This window comes from Rhodoferax ferrireducens (genome assembly GCF_003347515.1).
Classification (GTDB): domain Bacteria; phylum Pseudomonadota; class Gammaproteobacteria; order Burkholderiales; family Burkholderiaceae_C; genus Rhodoferax.
In genome coordinates this window covers 102,182-119,975 of record NZ_QEII01000300.1, presented here as the reverse complement: position 1 = coordinate 119,975, position 17,794 = coordinate 102,182, and the positions used below count along the sequence as shown (strand labels likewise).

Below are 17,794 nucleotides of genomic sequence, written 5' to 3'. Positions count from 1 at the left end.
TCCCGCGCAAGCGGGAATCCCGTGCGCAATAAGCGATAGAAGTACACCCATGCAAGATTTATTTGCACCCCCGCCACCGCCTCCTGACCTTGCGCACATCGAGCAACTCCGGCGCGCACTGCATGAGCACGCGCATCGCTATTACGTGCTGGATGAGCCCAGCATCGCAGATGTCGAATACGACCGTTTGTTTCAGGAATTGCAGGCGATCGAGGCGCAACATCCCGAACTGGTGACGCCGGACTCTCCCACGCAGCGTGTGGGAGGGCGCCCGCTCGACCAGTTTGTCAGTGTGCGCCACGTCGTGCCCATGCTCAGCATCCGGACTGAGACCGATACCGAAGCCAGTGGCGCGCAAAACTTCGATGCCCGGGTGCGGCGTGAACTGGGTTTGAATGAGTTGGCGCCCGTCGTGGAGTACGTGGCCGAACCCAAGTTTGACGGCCTGGCCATGAGCTTGCGCTACGAGCACGGCGTGCTGGTGCAGGCTGCCACCCGTGGCGATGGCGAAATGGGGGAAGACGTGACGCAAAACATTCGCACGATCGGCCAGATTCCCCTGCGCTTGCCGGCGGGCGTACCCGAGATTCTGGAAGTGCGTGGCGAGGTGTACATGCGCCGCGATGACTTTGAAACGCTGAACGAACAACAGCGTGAACGCGGCCAGAAAACCTTTGTCAACACCCGCAATGCCGCCGCTGGTGCCGTGCGCCAGTTGGACCCCGGCATTGCAGCGCAGCGCCCCTTGAGCTTTTTTGCCTATGGCTTGGGGGCGGTCACGCCAGCTGCGGCGGGTGGCCCCGAGTTTGGTACGCACTACGACATGCTGCAAGCCTTAAAATCTTGGGGTTTTCCGGTGTCAGCCCTCGTTGGTATTGCGCAAGGTGCTACTGAATTAATAGCGTATTACAACTCTATCGGGGTGCAACGCGACCGTCTCGGGTTTGACATCGATGGCGTGGTGTACAAGGTCAACAGCCTGGCGCTGCAGCGCCGCATGGGCTTTGTGGCCCGCGAGCCGCGCTGGGCGGTGGCGCACAAGTTCCCGGCCCAGGAGCAACAAACCCAGGTGCTCGGCATTGATGTGCAGGTCGGGCGTACCGGCAAACTCACGCCGGTGGCGCGCCTGAAATCGGTTTTTGTCGGCGGGGTCAATGTGACCAACGCCACACTGCACAACCTGTTCGAGCTGCGCCGCAAGCGGGTGCGCGTGGGTGACACGGTCATCGTGCGCCGGGCCGGTGACGTGATTCCCGAAGTGGTGGCTGTTGTGGCCCCCACGCTCGGCACGGACGCGTCCGCGCTGCCCGGGCCCCGCGTCCCATACGTGCCGAACTTCCGCATGCCGCGCCAGTGTCCGATCTGCGGCAGCGCCGTGGTGCGCGAGAAAACCGAGGTTAACCATCGCTGCACCGGCGGTCTGTTCTGCGCCGCCCAGCGCAAGCAGGCGATCCTGCACTTTGCGCAACGCCGGGCGGTCGAGGTCGAGGGCTTGGGTGAAAAACTGGTGGATCAGTTGGTCGATGGCAATGTCATTCGCACCCTGCCGGACCTGTATCGGCTGGGCTTGAGCTCGCTGGCCAGTCTGGACCGCATGGCCGACAAATCGGCGCAAAACATTGTCAAGGCTTTAGAGAAATCAAAACAAACCACGCTGCCGCGCTTTCTGTTCGGACTGGGCATTCGTCATGTGGGTGAGGCCACGGCCAAAGAACTGGCGCGCCATTTCGGCAATCTGGACGCGATCATGGACGCCAGCGAGGAACAACTGCTGCAGGTCAACGACATTGGCCCCATTGTGGCCAAGAGCCTGCGCACGTTTTTCGACCAGCCGCACAACCGCGAGGTGGTCGAGCAACTGCGCGCCTGCGGCGTGACCTGGTCAGAGGGGCCGCCGGCGCCGGTTGCCCCCACGCCGCTGAGCGGCAAGACCTTCGTCATCACCGGCACCCTGCCAACCTTGAGCCGCGACGAGGCCAAAGACCTGATCGAGGCGGCCGGCGGCAAGGTGGCGGGCTCGGTCAGTAAAAAAACAACTTTTGTGGTGGCGGGAACCGAGGCGGGTAGCAAGCTCACCAAGGCGCAGGAACTGGGCGTTGCCGTGCTGGATGAAGCCGGTTTGAAGGAGTTATTAAATGGCGGTTCGTGAAATTCTCAAAATGGGTGATCCGCGTTTGCTGCGCGTGGCCCAAGCTGTCACTGAGTTCGATTCGGATGCCTTGCATCTGCTCATCACCGACATGTTGGACACTATGCTGGCGGCCGACGGCGCCGGCCTGGCGGCACCGCAAATCGGGGTCGATCTGCAGTTGGTGATATTTGGCTCCAACGCACGCAATCCACGTTATCCAGAGGCGCCAATCGTGCCCCAAACCGTCCTGATCAATCCCGTGATCACACCGCTGCCTCACGCAGAAGGCGACACAGCGCCGCTGGAAGTTGAAGACTGGGAAGGTTGCCTCTCGGTACCCGGCCTGCGCGCCATGGTGCCGCGTTATGCGCGCATTCGCTACACCGGCTTTGACCAGTATGGCGATCCGATTGACCGCACGGTGGAGGGTTTTCATGCGCGCGTGGTGCAGCATGAATGCGATCACCTGATTGGCATGCTGTACCCGATGCGGGTGCGGGATTTCAGCCGCTTTGGCTATACCGAGGTGCTGTTTCCGGGGCTGGATGCGCCGCAGGACGACTGACGTGCAATGACTGCGATTCTTCTGTGAGTGCCTAAGCGCCGCAATAGCCGGTTCGCTGCTGCTGTTCCGGTAAGTTAACGGACCCATTCCCGACATGCTCGGCGCAAAACTGAGCAAGCGGGAATCTACAAAGTCTCGTCCAATTCACAGATGAAAACGATCAAAGATCGTTCGGATAACCGAATGCTGGCACGTCAATAGCTACGGAAACCCGCCGCACTGGCTTCTCCGTAAATAAAAATAGCCATATAAATCAAGGCACTGGACCCGGAAATCGATGAGGCCTCCGATGGCGCAGATCGTGCTAATTAGGAGCGCCTACGATTTTTTAATTTAATACGCCGCCCCGGGGCGGCAACGGAGTCCTCCAATGAAAATGAACAAGCTCACGACCTGGATCGTCATGGCCATGGTGGCCGGCATCGCAGTCGGCTACCTCTGCCATGCCCTGGTGCCGGATGCTGCAGCCGCCAAGGAAATTGCTGGCTATTTCTCGATCTTCACCGACATCTTCCTGCGTCTGATCAAGATGATCATTGCCCCCCTCGTGTTTGGCACCTTGGTGGCCGGCCTGGCCAGCATGGGCGACGCCAAGGCCGTGGGCCGCATCGGCGCCAAGGCCATGGGCTGGTTCATCGGCGCGTCCCTGTGTTCACTGCTGATCGGCCTGACCATGGCCAATCTGCTGCGTCCGGGCGACTCCGTCGGCGTGCCCCTGCCGGATGTGGGCACCGCCACCAACCTGAAGACGGGGGCGCTGAACCTGAAGGACTTCATCACCCATGTCTTCCCCAAGAGCATTTTCGAATCCATGGCCAACAATGAGATCCTGCAGATTCTCATCTTCGCCCTGTTCTTCGGCCTGGCGCTGGGCAAGCTGCAGGATCGCAACGCCAAGAGTCTGCTGAAGACCACCGAGGAAGTGGTTCATGTGATGCTGCAGGTCACCGATTACGTGATGCGCTTCGCCCCGGTCGGCGTCTTTGCCGCCGTGGCTGCAGTCATCACCACACAGGGCCTGGGCATCCTGCTGGTGTACGGCAGGTACATGGGCAGCTTTTTCCTCGCCCTGGCGACCCTGTGGCTGGTGGTTATCAGCGCCGGCTATTTCGTGCTGGGCAAGGACGTGTTCCGGCTCCTCAAACTGATCCGCGGCCCCATGCTGATCGGCTTCTCCACCGCGACCAGCGAATCAGCCTACCCCAAGCTGATGGAACAGCTGGAGAAGTTCGGCATCAAGGACCGGGTCATCGGTTTTGTCCTGCCCCTGGGTTATTCCTTCAATCTGGACGGCTCGATGATGTACACGGCTTTCGCCGCGCTGTTCATCTCCCAAGCCTACGACATCCCCATGAGCCTCGGCCAGCAGGTCACCATGCTGCTGGTACTGATGGTTTCCTCCAAGGGTATCGCCGGCGTGCCCCGGGCCTCGCTGGTGGTGGTGGCGGCCGTGCTGCCCATGTTCGGTCTGCCGGAAGCCGGCCTGCTGCTGGTCCTGGGCGTGGATCACTTCCTCGACATGGGCCGTACCGTGACCAACATCCTGGGCAACGCCATTGCCACCGCTGTGGTCGCCAAATGGGAAAACGCGATTGAGCCGGTGAGTGACGAATTGGCCGAGTCTGAAGAGGTACTGCCATTGCCGGAAGATCTCGCCGTCGCGCTGACCTGACCCGCCCCGGACAGTGTTCACGGCGGATGGGTGTACTGTGTCCGGCACAATTCGGAAAACCGAACACCCTTAGCTCCTCCATGCCACCCCGCCAAAAAAAGCTGCTCCGTCTCGTTGCCTTGTTCCTGGCTTTCGTGGCCCTCATCGCCGGCGCCAGCCTGTTCGCCTTCCGCTTCAGCCTGGCCATGGGCCTGGCCGAGCTGCAGGTCACCGGCCGCCACCGGCTGGACCTGTACGCCACCAGCCTGGAGCGGGAGATCGACAAGTACGCCTACTTTTCCACCACGCTGGGACTGGAGCGGGATGTGCTGCAAATGCTGGCCGTACCCGGCCCGACCCAGACCGCGCAGGTGAACCAGTACCTGGAACAGCTCAACGAGCGAGCCGGCACCCTCTCGATCTACGTGCTGGATAGCAAGGGCAAAGTCCTGGCCACCAGCAACTGGCGCCGGCCCGACAGCTTTCTCGGAGAAGAACTCTCTTTTCGCCCCTATTTCCGCCAGGCCATGGAGACCGGCAGCGGGCGCATCTTTGGCATCGGCACCACTCGGGGCGAGCCCGGCTACTACCTGGCCTCGTCCTTGACCAACGGCCAGGGCACGGTGGGCGTGGCCGTGGTCAAGGTGGGCCTGCAACAGCTGGAAAAATCCTGGGTCACGGCAGAAGCGCCGGTGCTGGTCGCTGACGAGAACGGCGTGGTCATCCTGGCCTCGGTGCCAGACTGGAAGTTCACCACCCTCAGGCCGCTGGACGACGCCACCCGCCGCGCCTTTGACCGCACCCAGCAATACAACCGCCGTGCACTCAATCCCCTGGGCGTGGTGGAAATGACGGAGCTGGCGCACGGCGCCCGCCTGGTGTCCCTGCCCAAGCTGGGGCCGGAGATGGTCTCCATGTTCCCCGTCGCCGGCAAGTTTCTGGCCCAGACCCAGCCGCTGCCCGGCACCCCCTGGCGCATCACGGTCTTCTCCCTGCAGGAACAGGTGCGTGGCATGGCCGCCAACCGAGCCGCCGTGACCGGCGTGGGCGCGGCCTTTCTGTGCATCCTGGCGCTGATGCTGAACGAGCGGCGGCGCCACACGAAAGACCGACTGGCAGCCCGTGAGGCGCTGCAGCAAGCCCACGACGAACTCGAACGCAAGGTGGTGGAACGCACCGCCGACCTCTCTGCGGCCAACACCCGCTTGCAAGTCGAGGTGGCGGAACGCACCCGGGCCGAGCGCACCTTGCGTGCCGCTCAGGACGAGCTGGTCCAGGCCGGCAAGCTGGCGGTCATCGGCCAGCTTTCCTCCGGCCTCGCCCACGAGCTGAATCAACCACTGGCGGCGCTACGCACACTCTCAGGCAATGCCCGCAAGTTCCTTGCCCGCGGCGACCAGCAGACCGCTGGCAGCAACCTGGAACGCATTGCCGACCTGGTGGATCGGATGGGCCGCCTCACGGGCCAGTTGAAGTCCTTCGCCCGCAAGTCCTCCGGCCGACCCCAGGCCGTACCGCTGCGCCGGGCCGTGGATAACGCCCTGTTCCTGCTGGAGCAGCGTCTGAGGCGCGCTGGCGTCGTCGCCTGCCTCGACCTGTCGGACGAGGAACTGCAAGCCTGGTGCGATGCCAACCGGCTGGAGCAGGTGCTGGTGAATCTGGCCGGGAACGCGCTGGACGCCATGGAAGGCCAGCCAGCACCGGCGCTCGACATCACCGCCCGGCGCCAGGGCGAGCGGATCCTGATCCAGGTGCGGGACCGGGGGCCGGGCCTCTCCGCGCAGGCGCGGACCCACCTGTTTGAACCGTTTTTCACCACCAAGGAGGCGGGCAGTGGCCTGGGACTTGGCCTGACCATCTCTGCCGGTATCGTCACCGATTTTGGCGGCAGCCTGTCTGGCGACAATCATCCAGAAGGCGGCGCCATCTTCACGCTGGACATCCCGGCTGCCCCAGGAGGGCCAAACACATGACTGAAATCTTCCAAGTGCTGGTGATCGAAGACGACCCGGATGTCCGCCTAGGCTGCGAACAGGCGCTGCAGCTCGAAGACATTCCGGTCAGCGGCCTGGACAGCGCCGAAAAAGCCCTGCGTTGCGTCACGCGCGATTTTCCTGGCGTGATCGTGAGCGACATCCGACTGCCGGGTATGGACGGCATGGCCCTGCTGAAGGAACTGCGGGCCATCGACCCGGATCTGCCGGTCGTTCTGATCACCGGCCACGGCGACGTGTCCCTGGCGGTCCAGGCCATGAAGGACGGCGCCCACGACTTTATCGAAAAGCCCTTCTCCCCGGACTACCTGGTGGAAGTGGTGCGCCGGGCCCTGGACAAACGCCGCCTGACCCTGGAAGTGCGTCAGCTGCGCGCCCGTCTGAACAACCGGGACCAGCTGGAAGCCAAGCTCCTTGGCCGCTCGCCAGCCATGGCCCGGGTCAGGCAGTTGGTGACGGACCTGGGCAACAGCGCTGCCGACATCCTCATCCAGGGCGAAACGGGCACCGGCAAGGAACTGGTGGCCCGCTGCCTGCACGAGGCCGGGCCGAGTCGCTCCGGTCACTTCGTCGCCATCAACTGCGGCGGTCTGCCGGAGACCCTGTTCGAAAGCGAAATATTCGGCCACGAGGCCGGGGCTTATACCGGTGCCGGCAAGCGCCGAATTGGAAAGATCGAGTACGCCAGCGGTGGCACCTTGTTGCTCGACGAAATCGAGTCGATGCCTCTCAGCATGCAGATCAAGCTCCTGCGGGTGCTGCAGGAGCGCAGCCTGGAACGCCTGGGATCCAACACCCCCATCCCGGTGGACTGCCGGGTTATCGCCGCCACCAAGGTTGACTTGAAAGAGCTTTCGGACCAGGGCCGATTCCGCGCCGACCTCTATTACCGGCTCAATGTCGTCACTTTGCAGCTGCCACCCCTGCGCGAGCGGCGGGAAGATATTCCCCTCATGTTCGAGCACTTCCTGCTGCAAGGTGCTGCCCGTCATCAGAGACCGGTGCCTGCAACTGAGCCGCCCGGTCAGAACCGCCTGATGGCCTACGACTGGCCAGGCAATGTGCGGGAACTGCGAAATGTGGCCGACCGCTGGGTGCTGGGTATCGAGCTCGGTTTCCCTCCCTTCGCAAGCGAAATTCCTGCCGGTCCGCGGCAACTGGCACAGACCGTGGAAGCCTTCGAGAGCGCGCTGATTGCGGAAGCCCTGAACCGACACGGAGCTAGTCTGGCGCGTACTGCCGAAGCCTTGGGCATGGCCAAGACCACGCTGCACGACAAAATCAGGAAGTACCGTTTAGGGAAAAACGACTTGCCTTGGTAGCACCCAGCACGCCCGCAGCTCATCCATTCAAGCTAGCGCTTCCAGCAACTCCGTCTCGATTTCAATCTGGGCGCGGTTGTGCTGCAACTCGGCGCCCTGGATCAAGAAGGTGTCATCCACCCGCTCTCCCAAGGTGTTGACCTTGGCCAGCTGAAGATTGATCTTGTGCTTGGCCAGCACGCGGGCTACACAATAAAGCAGTCCCACCCGGTCGCTGGCGGAGATATTCAGCAGCCAGCGCTGCGCTTTTTCATCCGGGCGCAGGGTGACCCAGGGGGCGATGGGGAAGCTCTTGACCCGGCGCGACACCCGCCCTCGGCTCGGGGGCGGCAGCGGGCCTGTCTGGGCGATGGCCCGGCCCAACTCGCTTTCCACCATGCTGGTGAGCTCCTGGTAGTGTTCCGGCAGGCTTGATGCAATCACCTGAAACGTGTCCAGCGCATAGCCATTGTTGGCCGTGTGCACGCGGGCGTCCAGAATGCTGAAGCCGCACTGGTCAAAGTAGCCGCAGATACGGGCAAACAGGTCGGCCTGGTCAGGGGTGTACACCAGCACCTGCACGCCCTCGCCCAAGGGAGACAGCCGAGCCCGCACGATGGACTTACCGGCGCCCACGTAGCGCGAGAGTTGTCGGGTGTGCCAGGCAATGTCGGCGGCGTCGTGGCGCATGAAATAACCCACGTCCAGCGTGTCCCACAGCGCTTTGTGGGCCTCAAACGGCAGGGCATGCAGCGCGAGCAGAATCAGGGCCTCGCGCTTGTGTGCTTCCACCTCGGCGTCGGGGTCGGGTGCGCGTCCTCCCAGTGCCCGCAAAGTCAGGCGATACAGGTCTTCCAGCAGTTTGCCCTTCCAGGCGTTCCAGACCTTCGGACTGGTGCCCCGAATGTCGGCCACCGTCAGCAGATAAAGCGCCGTGAGATTGCGCTCATTGCCCACGCGTTTGGCGAAGGCGGCGATGATGTCGGGATCACTCAGGTCGGATTTTTGCGCCACGCGGCTCATCGTCAGATGTTCATGCACGATGTATTCGATCAAGCTGGCATCCGTCCGGTCGATGCCGTGCTGCTTGCAAAAGCGCCGTGCCTCGATGACGCCCAGTTCCGAGTGGTCGCCGCCGCGGCCTTTGGCGATGTCGTGAAACAACGCGGCGATGTAGAGAATCCAGGGCTTGTCCCAGCCTGAGGCCAGTTGCGAGCAAAACGGGTACTCGTGGGCGTGTTCGACGATGAAGAAGCGCCGCACATTGCGCAGCACCATCAGGATGTGCTGGTCCACCGTGTACACATGAAACAGGTCGTGCTGCATCTGCCCGACGATCTTGCGAAACACCCACAGGTAACGCCCCAGCACCGAGGTCTGGTTCATCAGCCGCATGGCGTGGGTGATTCCGTCGTGCTGCATCAGGATCTGCTTGAAGGTGGCACGGTTCACCGGGTCATTGCGGAACTTGCCATTCATCAGGCCACGCGCATTGAACAGCGCGCGCAGGGTGCGTGCCGACAAGCCCTTGAGCCCCACCGTGGTCTGGTAGATCAGAAAGGTTTCCAGAATAGCATGCGGTTCGCGTTGGTAGAGATCGTCGCTGGCGACCTCCACCATGCCCGCCTTGTCATAAAAACGTGCGTTGATCGGGCGGCGCTCATGCGTGGACGGGTTGAGCCGTTCCTCGATGTTGAGCAGCAAAATCTGGTTGAGCTGGGTCACCGCCTTGGCCGCCCAGTAATAGCGGCGCATCAGGGCTTCACTGGGGCGCACAAAAGCGCGTTTGTCAACGCTGGGCGAGGGCGCTTCATAGCCAAAAGACTGGGCCACGGCGCTTTGCAGGTCAAACACCAACCGGTCTTCACGGCGCTGGGCAATCAAATGCAGGCGCACGCGAATCAGCCGCAGCAAGGCTTCGTTGTGTTTGATCTGCTTGATTTCAAAGGCGGTGGCCAGGCCTCCCTTGGCCAGTGCATCCCAATTGTTCCCAAGTCCGGCTGCCTTGGCCACCCACAGGATCACCTGCAAGTCGCGCAGCCCGCCGGGTGACTCCTTGCAATTGGGCTCCAGCGAGTAGGGCGTGTCCTCAAACTTGCTGTGACGCTGGCGCAGTTCCAGTGTTTTCGCCACGAAAAAAGCTTGCGGGTCGATCGCCGCATAGAACTGCTTTTCAAAAGCCGCAAACAACGCGACGTTGCCAGTGATCAGCCGCGATTCAATCAGCGAGGTCTGTACCGTGACATCGCGGGCGGCCTCGCTCAGGCATTCCGAGACCGTGCGAACGCTGGAGCCGATCTCCAGCCCGGCATCCCAACAACTGCCGATGAAGCCTTCAATCCGGGCCTTGAGTTGCGCATCCGTGTCGGGCGATTGGTCGTCCGGCAAAAGCACCAGCACGTCCACATCGGAAAAGGGAAACAACTCCGCCCGCCCATAGCCGCCAACCGCCGCCAAGGCGAAGGGGCTGGAAAACCCCGCGTTTTGCCACAAGATTTTCAGCGTGGCGTCCGCCAGGCCTGAGAGCTTGCCCAGCGTGGCGCGAACCCCCCGGGTAGAGGCGCCACTGGACGCCAGGGACTGCAGCAAGGTACTTTTTTGGGCGCGGTAACGACTGCGCAGCGCTTGGAGATCGGTCATGGACTGCTATGCACTAAATAGCTATAGCAGCTGCTTATACGCTTGCAGGGGCGGGGATGGGGAGGGCGGCCGGTGCGGCCACGGGTACGAAGGCGGGTATGGGGGGGCTGCCGGCCGACAAGGTCAACACCTCGTAGCCGGTCTCGGTCACCAGCACCATGTGTTCCCATTGCGCCGACAGCGAACGGTCTTTGGTGACGATGGTCCAGCCGTCGCCCATTTCCTTGATTTCCTTGCGCCCAAGGTTGAGCATGGGCTCAATCGTGATCGTCATGCCGGCTTTGAGCTGGTCCAGCGTGCCGGGCCGGCCGTAATGCAGGATTTGCGGTTCTTCATGAAACTTGCGCCCGATGCCGTGGCCGCAAAACTCGCGCACCACGCTCAGGCCGTTGCCTTCGGCAAAGGTCTGAATCGCATGGCCAATATCGCCCAGATAGGCGCCGGCCTTGACCTTGACGATGCCGTGCCACATCGCTTCGTAAGTCAGCTTGCACAGGCGCCGGGCCGCGACGGAGACGTCGCCCACCATGAACATGCGGCTGGAGTCGCCATGCCAGCCGTCCTTGATGACGGTGACGTCGATGTTGACGATGTCGCCTTTTTTCAGCGGCTTGTCATTCGGAATACCGTGGCAGACCTGGTGGTTGATGGAGGTGCAAATGGACTTGGGGTAGGGGTTGTGACCCGAGGGCGCGTAATTCAGCGGCGCGGAAATCGCCCCCTGCACCTGCACGGTGTAGTCGTCGGCCAGTTTGTCGAGCTCGTTTGTCGTTACGCCGGGCTTGACGAAGGGGGTCAGGTAATCCAGCAGTTCTGAGGCCAAACGGCCCGCCACGCGCATGCCTGCAATGCCTTCGGCGTCTTTGTAAGTGATAGTCATGCCGCAATTATCCCATTGGGCGATGGTTTTTGTCGGGATGCGCCCATGCAAGTCTTTCTGTGGCGTTTCGTTCGCGGGATGGAAGTTGTTGGTTATTAATAAGAAAAACTAAACTATTGATGTAGCGTGAGTTAGTTTCTTTTTATCAATGCCAGTCCTAAAATTATTCTTCGAGTCATGTTTTATGACCTGTTGATTCATTTTTTTAGGGGGTCCGTATCATGCGCAAACGCTTTCTGCTGCTCAATCTTGCCTTTGCTGCGCTGGCGGCTGTGGCCATGCCGGGCCTTGCGGCCTATCCTGACAAGCCGATCCGTCTGATCGTGCCGTCGGCCGCAGGCGGTGCGCCCGACGTTCTGATGCGCAGCTTGGCCTTACAGCTGTCCCAGCAAATGGGCGTGCCGATCGTGATAGACAACAAACCGGGTGGCTCCTATCTGATCGGCACCATGGACCTGATCCGTTCACCCGCCGACGGCTACACGCTGGCCTACGGCAACGTGGTCTCGTTGGCCACCAACCGCTCGCTGCTGGCCAATGTGCCGTACGACGTGGACAAGGACTTGACGCTGATCTCCAACACACTGCGCCTGTCCAACATCATGATTGTGAACAACAGCGTGCCCGTGAAGAACGTGCCCGAGCTGATCGCCTATGCCAAGAAGAATCCGGGCAAGTTGGCTTTTGCATCGGACGGCAATGGCACCACGGCCCATCTGGGCGTGGAGCTGTTCAAGTCCATGACCGGCACCCATTTGCTGCATGTGCCCTACCGGGCCGCGACGGCAGCCATCACCGACCTGATCGGCGGCGGCGTCCAGCTCATGATGATCAACACGCCGGTGTCCGGTCCGCATGCCCAGGCCGGCCGGGTGCGGGCCCTGGGTATTTCGTCCAGCCAGCGCTCGCCTGCCTACCCGGACATTCCGACCATTGCTGAATCCGGCGTGCCGGGCTTCGAGGTCGTGGCGTGGGGTGGCATTGTCGGACCGGCCAACTTGCCCAAGGACATCGTGACCCGACTCAATGCAGAAATTCGCACCGCATTGGCGAGTCCGGCGGTGCGCGATCGCTTCAAGGCGCTGGGTGCTGACACGGACCCCACCACGCCCGAGGAGTTCCGCGAGCTCTCGCGTCGTGAGACCGAAAAATGGGCCAAGGTGATCAAGTTCTCCGGCGCCAAGGTCGACTGACCTTTTAACTGGATTTCCCCTTATGAGCCCCTGGCAAGCTGCCCAACCCGGCGATCTGATCGGCGCGATCGATACGCCGGCCCTTCTTCTGGATCTTGATGCGTTCGAACGCAATCTGGCGCGCATGGTTGAGGCGCTGCGCGGACGCAACGTGCGCCTGCGCGCGCATGCCAAGAGCCACAAGTGCCCGCAGATTGCCCTGCGTCAGGTGGCGCTGGGCGCGGTTGGCATCTGCTGCCAGAAGGTCAGCGAAGCGGCGGTGTTTGTGGGGGCTGGCATCCAGGATGTGCTGGTCACCAATGAGGTGATGGGCGACGTCAAGCTGCGCCATCTGGTGGCATTGGCGCGCACCGCGCGCATGGGCGTGCTGGTCGATCACCCGCAGCAGGTGCAGGCGCTGGCTGCGGCGGCGCAAGCCCATGCGGTGACACTGGATGTCTATGTCGAGGTCAATGTCGGCGCGAACCGCTGCGGTGTTGCCCCCGGAGAAGATGCGGTGCGGCTGGCGAAGCAGATTGCGGCCAGTGCGTCGCTGCGCTTTGCAGGCTTGCAGTGCTACCACGGTCCCGCTCAGCATCTGCGCGCGCCGCAAGACCGTGCCGCAGCCATCGGCAGCGCTGTTGAGGCCGCACGCATAACCCGCCAGGCCATTGAGGCTTGCGGCATCGCCGTCGAGCGTGTCACGGGTGCGGGCACGGGCAGCTTCGTGCATGAGCGCGACTCTGGCGTCTTCAACGAAATCCAGGCCGGCTCCTATGTCTTCATGGACCGCGACTATGGCGACAACCAACTGGGGGACGGCGACATCGCGTTCGAACATGCCTTGTTTGTGCGCACCAGCGTCATGAGTCGGACCACCGCCACGCATGCCGTGGTTGACGCCGGCTTGAAGGCGTCCAGTGTGGACTCGGGCCTGCCCACCGTGTGGCAGCGACCTGATTTGCGCTATGTGAAGGCCGCCGATGAGCATGGTGTGTTGAGTACCGCCGACGCGGCCGCGCTCTCCCTGGGCGAGCAACTGATGCTGGTACCCGGTCATTGCGACCCGACCGTCAACCTGTATGACGACCTGATCTGCGTGCGCGGCGGACGAGTCGAGGCGCTCTGGCCCATTGCCGCGCGCGGCGCGTTGCTATGAACATGGAGCAGCGCAAGGATCTCGCGGCCGTTTTCCGTGGCGCCGCCATGTTCAGCGGGCAGGCCGGCGTCTGCAGCCATTTCAGTCTGAGGGTGAGTACTGAGCCCCTGTTGTTTTTGCTCAACCCGTGGGGCATGTACTTTTCCGAAGCCCGGGCGAGCGAGCTGATGCTGGTTGACGAGCATGGCGTCGAACAACTCGGCGGACGCGACGGCGGCTTTGCTGCATTCAATATCCATGCGCAAATCCATGCCATTCATCCCGAGGCGCACTGTGTACTGCATACGCACATGCCTTACGCGACGGCGCTCACGATGCTCGAAAACGGCCGGCTGGAGCCGGCTTCGCAGGAGGCCTTGCGCTTCTATGAGGATGTCGCTTACGACGACAGCTATAACGGCCTGGCCCATGATCGAGCCGAAGGGGAGCGCATTGCCCGCCAGATGGGCGACAAACATGTTCTCTTCCTTGCGCACCATGGCGTGATCGTGGTTGGGGCTTCGGTTGCCCAGGCCTTTGATCGGCTCTATTACCTGGAGCGCGCGGCAGAGTTGCAGGTCAAGGCCATGAGTTGCAACCGGCCGCTGCGGCTGGTCCCACACGATATTGCGAAAAAAACGGTGAATCAGTTCGGGCGTGAGCGCGAGCACTGGGCACGGCTGCATCTTGATGCGCTGCGCCGCAAGCTCGATCACGAGCATCCCGAATATGCGAGCTGATCGAACACGAGACTACAAAAGGAATGAACATGTCTGGCAACAGAAAACTTGGTTTTATCGGTGTCGGTCTCATGGGCCATGGCTTGGCAAAAAATCTGCTCAAACAGGGGCACGCCATGACCCTGCTGGATCATCCCGGCAACCAGCCGATCAATGACCTGATAGAGATGGGGGCACAAACGGTGGCGACCGCCAAAGAGGTGGCGGCGGCGGCCGATGTGGTGTTCATGTGTGTCACCGGATCGCCCCAGGTCGAAGCCTGTGTCTATGGCTCGGACGGGCTGCTGGAAGGCTTGCGGGCGGGGGCCATCGTCGTGGATGGCACGACGGCCGACCCGGTGTCGACGGTCAAGGTGGCGGCGGCGGTGCAGGCGTGCGGCGGGCGTTATGTCGACGCCCCGATGACCCGAACCTCGCAGCACGCCGAAGATGGCTGTGTCAATACCATGCTCGGTGGCGATGCCGCCACGCTGGCAGAGATTCGTCCGCTGGTCGAGGCCTATTCCGAAAATATCTACATCGGTGGCGATGTGGGTTCCGGCCATCGCATGAAGCTACTGCACAACTACATTTCCCTGGGTACGCTGGCCCTGCTGGCTGAAGCCTATACCTGTGCCGGCAAGGCCGGGGTCGATCGCAAAGTGCTGACCCAGGTGCTGGCCACTGGTGGCGGCGATAGCGCAGTCCTGAAGCGACTGATGCCCTTTCTCGACAGCGGGGAGCCGGGCAGCATGTTGTTCTCGCTGATCAATGCCGGCAAGGACCTGCGCTACTTCACCCACATGGCAGAAGACCTTCAGGTCGGCGCCTTTGTCGGCGAGGCGGTGCATCAAACCTATGTCACCGCTTCCAACGTGGGCGGGGGCGAAAAAATGATTCCTGAACTGCTCAACATCCTGTGCCAGATGCACGGTGCGCCGCCGTGCGGCCAATAGAAATTCATCAACCCAAAGGCCTCTGATGCAAGAAAAATTTGACTTACTGATCCGCAACGCCAGCATCGTCGATGGCACCGGTGCGCCCCGCTTCACGGGTGACATCGGCATTCGCGGCGAGCGCATCGCGCGCATTGGCGACCTCTCCAAGCTGCACGGCGCGCTGGAGATTGATCTGGCCGGTCGCATTGCGGCGCCGGGCTTCATCGACGCGCACACCCACGATGACCGCTTGATGCTGTCCAGTCCCGACATGGCGCCCAAGGTTAGCCAGGGGATAACCACGGTGATTGGTGGCAACTGCGGCGTCTCGCTGGCGCCGATGCCGCGCCCGATCCCCGACCCGGTCACGCCGCCGCTGAACCTGCTCGACGGCGAGGGCGAATGGTTCCGCTTCCCCAGTTTCGGCGCCTACCTAGATGCATTGCGGGCCCATCCGGCCGCCACCAACTGCGCCATGCTGGTGGGACACACCACCTTGCGCGTGGCCACCATGAATGACCTCACGCTGCCGGCGAGTGCGACCGAGATTAGCGCCATGCGCGCGCTGGTTGATGAGGCCATGCGCGCCGGTGCCATCGGCGTCTCCACCGGCCTGTTCTACGAGCCGGCGATTGCCGCGCCGACCGAGGAAGTGATCGAGATCTGCCGCCCGCTCAAGGCATTCAACGGCCTGTATTGCACCCATATGCGCGACGAGGCGGACCGGGTGATTGACTCGCTGGAAGAAAGCTTTCGCATCGGCCGCGAGGTCGGGGTGCCGGTGGTGATCTCGCACCACAAGGTGGTGGGGCAGGCGAACTACGGGCGCTCCGAGGAAACCCTGTCCTTCATTGAGAAAAACATGGCCAAGCAGCCGATCTGCCTGGACTGCTATCCCTATACGGCCGGCTCTACCATTCTGTCGGTGGACCGGGCGGCGAGTTCCACGCGCGTCATTGTCAGCTGGTCCAAGACGCTGCCTGAGTATGCCGGCCAGGACCTGGCCGATATCGCGACAAAGATGGGCGTCTCCCAGGAGGAAGCGGTGCAACGCCTGCTACCTGCTGGCGCGATCTATTTCAGGATGGACGAGGCCGATGTGCAGCGCATCCTGAAGTTCGACCAGACCATGATCGGCTCCGACGGCCTGCCGCACGACGCGGCGCCGCATCCGCGCCTGTGGGGCAGTTTCCCGCGCGTGCTGGGCCACTACGGCCGCCTGCTCGGGCTGTTTTCGCTGGAGACTGCCGTCTACAAGATGACCGGCCTGACGGCCAAGAACTTTGGCCTGAAGGACCGCGGCGTGCTGAAGGAAGGCGCCTACGCCGACCTGACCCTGTTCGACGCCGACACGGTGGACGAGGTCGCCACCTATGAAAAACCAATTGCGCCGGCCCGCGGCATCGACACGGTAATCGTCAATGGCGCCGTGGTCTGGCGCGAGGGCCGCTCGACCGGCGCGCGCCCGGGGCGGGTGCTGGCGCGCGAAACACAAGGAACAGGAATCTGACATGTCGAAACAAGTTTTGGAACAACTCGAGACGCCGGCACTGCTGCTGGACGAGGCTCGGATGGATCGCAACATCGAGCGCATGCGCAGCCATTTGCGCAGCCTGGGCGTGGCCTTCAGACCGCACGTCAAGACCAACAAGTCCATCGACGTGGCGCGTCGGACCATGGAAACACCACAAGGCCCGATCACGGTTTCTACCTTGCTGGAGGCCGAGTATTTCGCGGCGCACGGGGTCAAGGACATCCTGTACGCCGTCTGCATCGCGCCGAACAAGCTGGACCATGTGATGGCCCTGCAAGACAAGGGCGTCCAGCTGTCGCTCCTCCTGGACAGCATGGAGGCGGCCCGGTTTCTGGCCGAACGCGCCAAGGCGGCCCAGCGGCACTTCGACGTCCTCATCGAGATCGATTCGGACGGTCACCGTTCGGGCATTGCACCGGACTCCAGCGAGCTCGTCGAAATCGGCCAATTCCTGGAGAGCGCCGGGATCACGGTCAAGGGCGTGCTCACCCATGCGGGAAGTTCCTACGATTGCCGATCTCTGGACGCGATCCGCGCCATGGCCGAGCAGGAGCGTGCCGCGATCGTGCAAGCGGCTGAGCGATTGCGCGCGGCAGGCATGGCGTGCCCAGTGGTCAGCATGGGCTCGACGCCGACCGCGCTGTTCGCCGAACATCTGGAGGGCGTGACCGAGGTGCGTGCCGGCGTATTTGTCTTCTTCGACCTGGTGATGGCGGGCCTGAATGTCTGCCAGCTGGACGACATTGCCGTGTCGGTTCTGGCCACGGTGATCGGGCATCAGCGCGAAAAAGGCTGGACTATTTTGGATGCAGGATGGATGGCCATGTCGCGCGACCGCGGCACCGAGAAACAGCCCTTGGACCAGGGCTATGGCGTTGTCTGTGACCTTGATGGCCGGCCGCTGGACGACTTCATTCTGGTGGGCGCCAATCAGGAGCACGGCATCATGGCGCATCGATCCGGCAAGACGGACAGCACGCTGCATCTGCCCGTGGGCACCCAGGTGCGGATCCTGCCCAACCATGTGTGTTCCACCGCAGCCCAGTACGGCCACTACAACGTGCTGGGGACGAACCACGAGATCACCGCGACTTGGCCGCGTTTCAGCGGCTGGTAAAGCCAGCAACCAAA

General features: G+C 62.4%; 13 protein-coding genes. 11 read left to right on the top strand and 2 right to left on the bottom strand.

Annotated elements, in window-relative coordinates; all coding sequences use genetic code 11:
- Nucleotides 1-49: 49 nt before the first annotated feature.
- From ligA to C5P05_RS23005, 5 genes are all read left to right on the top strand, one after another.
- Nucleotides 50-2,149, top strand: a complete 2,100-nt coding sequence (gene ligA / locus C5P05_RS23025) for an NAD-dependent DNA ligase LigA (protein ID WP_114972188.1) — start codon at nt 50-52, stop codon at nt 2,147-2,149.
- Complete coding sequence (gene def, locus C5P05_RS23020; RefSeq protein ID WP_114972187.1) at nt 2,136-2,696, top strand: peptide deformylase; 561 nt, start codon at nt 2,136-2,138, stop codon at nt 2,694-2,696. The genes ligA and def overlap by 14 nt, the downstream gene beginning before the upstream one ends.
- A gap of 370 nt (nt 2,697-3,066) precedes the next feature.
- Complete coding sequence (locus C5P05_RS23015) at nt 3,067-4,368, top strand: dicarboxylate/amino acid:cation symporter (RefSeq protein ID WP_114972186.1); 1,302 nt, start codon at nt 3,067-3,069, stop codon at nt 4,366-4,368.
- A gap of 80 nt (nt 4,369-4,448) precedes the next feature.
- Nucleotides 4,449-6,320 carry a sensor histidine kinase gene (locus C5P05_RS23010; protein ID WP_114972185.1) on the top strand — a complete coding sequence of 624 codons (1,872 nt, stop codon included), beginning with the start codon at nt 4,449-4,451 and terminating at the stop codon, nt 6,318-6,320.
- Entirely contained in the window at nt 6,317-7,663 is a 1,347-nt protein-coding gene (locus C5P05_RS23005) for a sigma-54-dependent transcriptional regulator (RefSeq protein WP_114972184.1), read from the top strand. The genes C5P05_RS23010 and C5P05_RS23005 overlap by 4 nt, the downstream gene beginning before the upstream one ends.
- Nucleotides 7,664-7,690: 27 nt before the next feature.
- Here the strand turns inward: C5P05_RS23005 and C5P05_RS23000 are convergent, their stop codons facing one another.
- Both C5P05_RS23000 and map read right to left on the bottom strand, forming a co-directional pair.
- On the bottom strand, nt 7,691-10,282 hold the full coding sequence (locus C5P05_RS23000; RefSeq protein WP_114972183.1) for a [protein-PII] uridylyltransferase: 2,592 nt from the start codon (nt 10,280-10,282) through the stop codon (nt 7,691-7,693).
- Nucleotides 10,283-10,316: 34 nt separating this feature from the next.
- Complete coding sequence (gene map / locus C5P05_RS22995; RefSeq protein WP_114972182.1) at nt 10,317-11,162, bottom strand: type I methionyl aminopeptidase; 846 nt, start codon at nt 11,160-11,162, stop codon at nt 10,317-10,319.
- A gap of 221 nt (nt 11,163-11,383) precedes the next feature.
- On the opposite strand from map, the gene C5P05_RS22990 reads away from it, so the two are divergent.
- Genes C5P05_RS22990 through C5P05_RS22965 form a run of 6 tightly spaced genes read left to right on the top strand, consistent with a single transcriptional unit; the run spans nt 11,384 to nt 17,780 of the window.
- Complete coding sequence (locus C5P05_RS22990; protein WP_114972181.1) at nt 11,384-12,355, top strand: Bug family tripartite tricarboxylate transporter substrate binding protein; 972 nt, start codon at nt 11,384-11,386, stop codon at nt 12,353-12,355.
- A 22-nt stretch (nt 12,356-12,377) separates the two neighbouring features.
- The gene (locus C5P05_RS22985) at nt 12,378-13,493 is read left to right on the top strand and encodes a DSD1 family PLP-dependent enzyme (RefSeq protein ID WP_114972180.1); all 1,116 of its coding nucleotides are present in this window, start codon (nt 12,378-12,380) and stop codon (nt 13,491-13,493) included.
- Nucleotides 13,490-14,212 (top strand): aldolase, encoded by a 723-nt coding sequence (locus C5P05_RS22980; RefSeq protein WP_114972179.1) that lies wholly within the window; start codon nt 13,490-13,492, stop codon nt 14,210-14,212. The genes C5P05_RS22985 and C5P05_RS22980 overlap by 4 nt, the downstream gene beginning before the upstream one ends.
- 29 nt (nt 14,213-14,241) lie before the next feature.
- Nucleotides 14,242-15,147 carry an NAD(P)-dependent oxidoreductase gene (locus C5P05_RS22975; protein WP_114972178.1) on the top strand — a complete coding sequence of 302 codons (906 nt, stop codon included), beginning with the start codon at nt 14,242-14,244 and terminating at the stop codon, nt 15,145-15,147.
- A gap of 25 nt (nt 15,148-15,172) precedes the next feature.
- Nucleotides 15,173-16,639 carry an N-acyl-D-amino-acid deacylase family protein gene (locus C5P05_RS22970; RefSeq protein ID WP_114972177.1) on the top strand — a complete coding sequence of 489 codons (1,467 nt, stop codon included), beginning with the start codon at nt 15,173-15,175 and terminating at the stop codon, nt 16,637-16,639.
- A 1-nt stretch (nt 16,640) separates the two neighbouring features.
- Nucleotides 16,641-17,780 (top strand): DSD1 family PLP-dependent enzyme, encoded by a 1,140-nt coding sequence (locus tag C5P05_RS22965; RefSeq protein ID WP_114972176.1) that lies wholly within the window; start codon nt 16,641-16,643, stop codon nt 17,778-17,780.
- Nucleotides 17,781-17,794 lie beyond the last annotated feature (14 nt).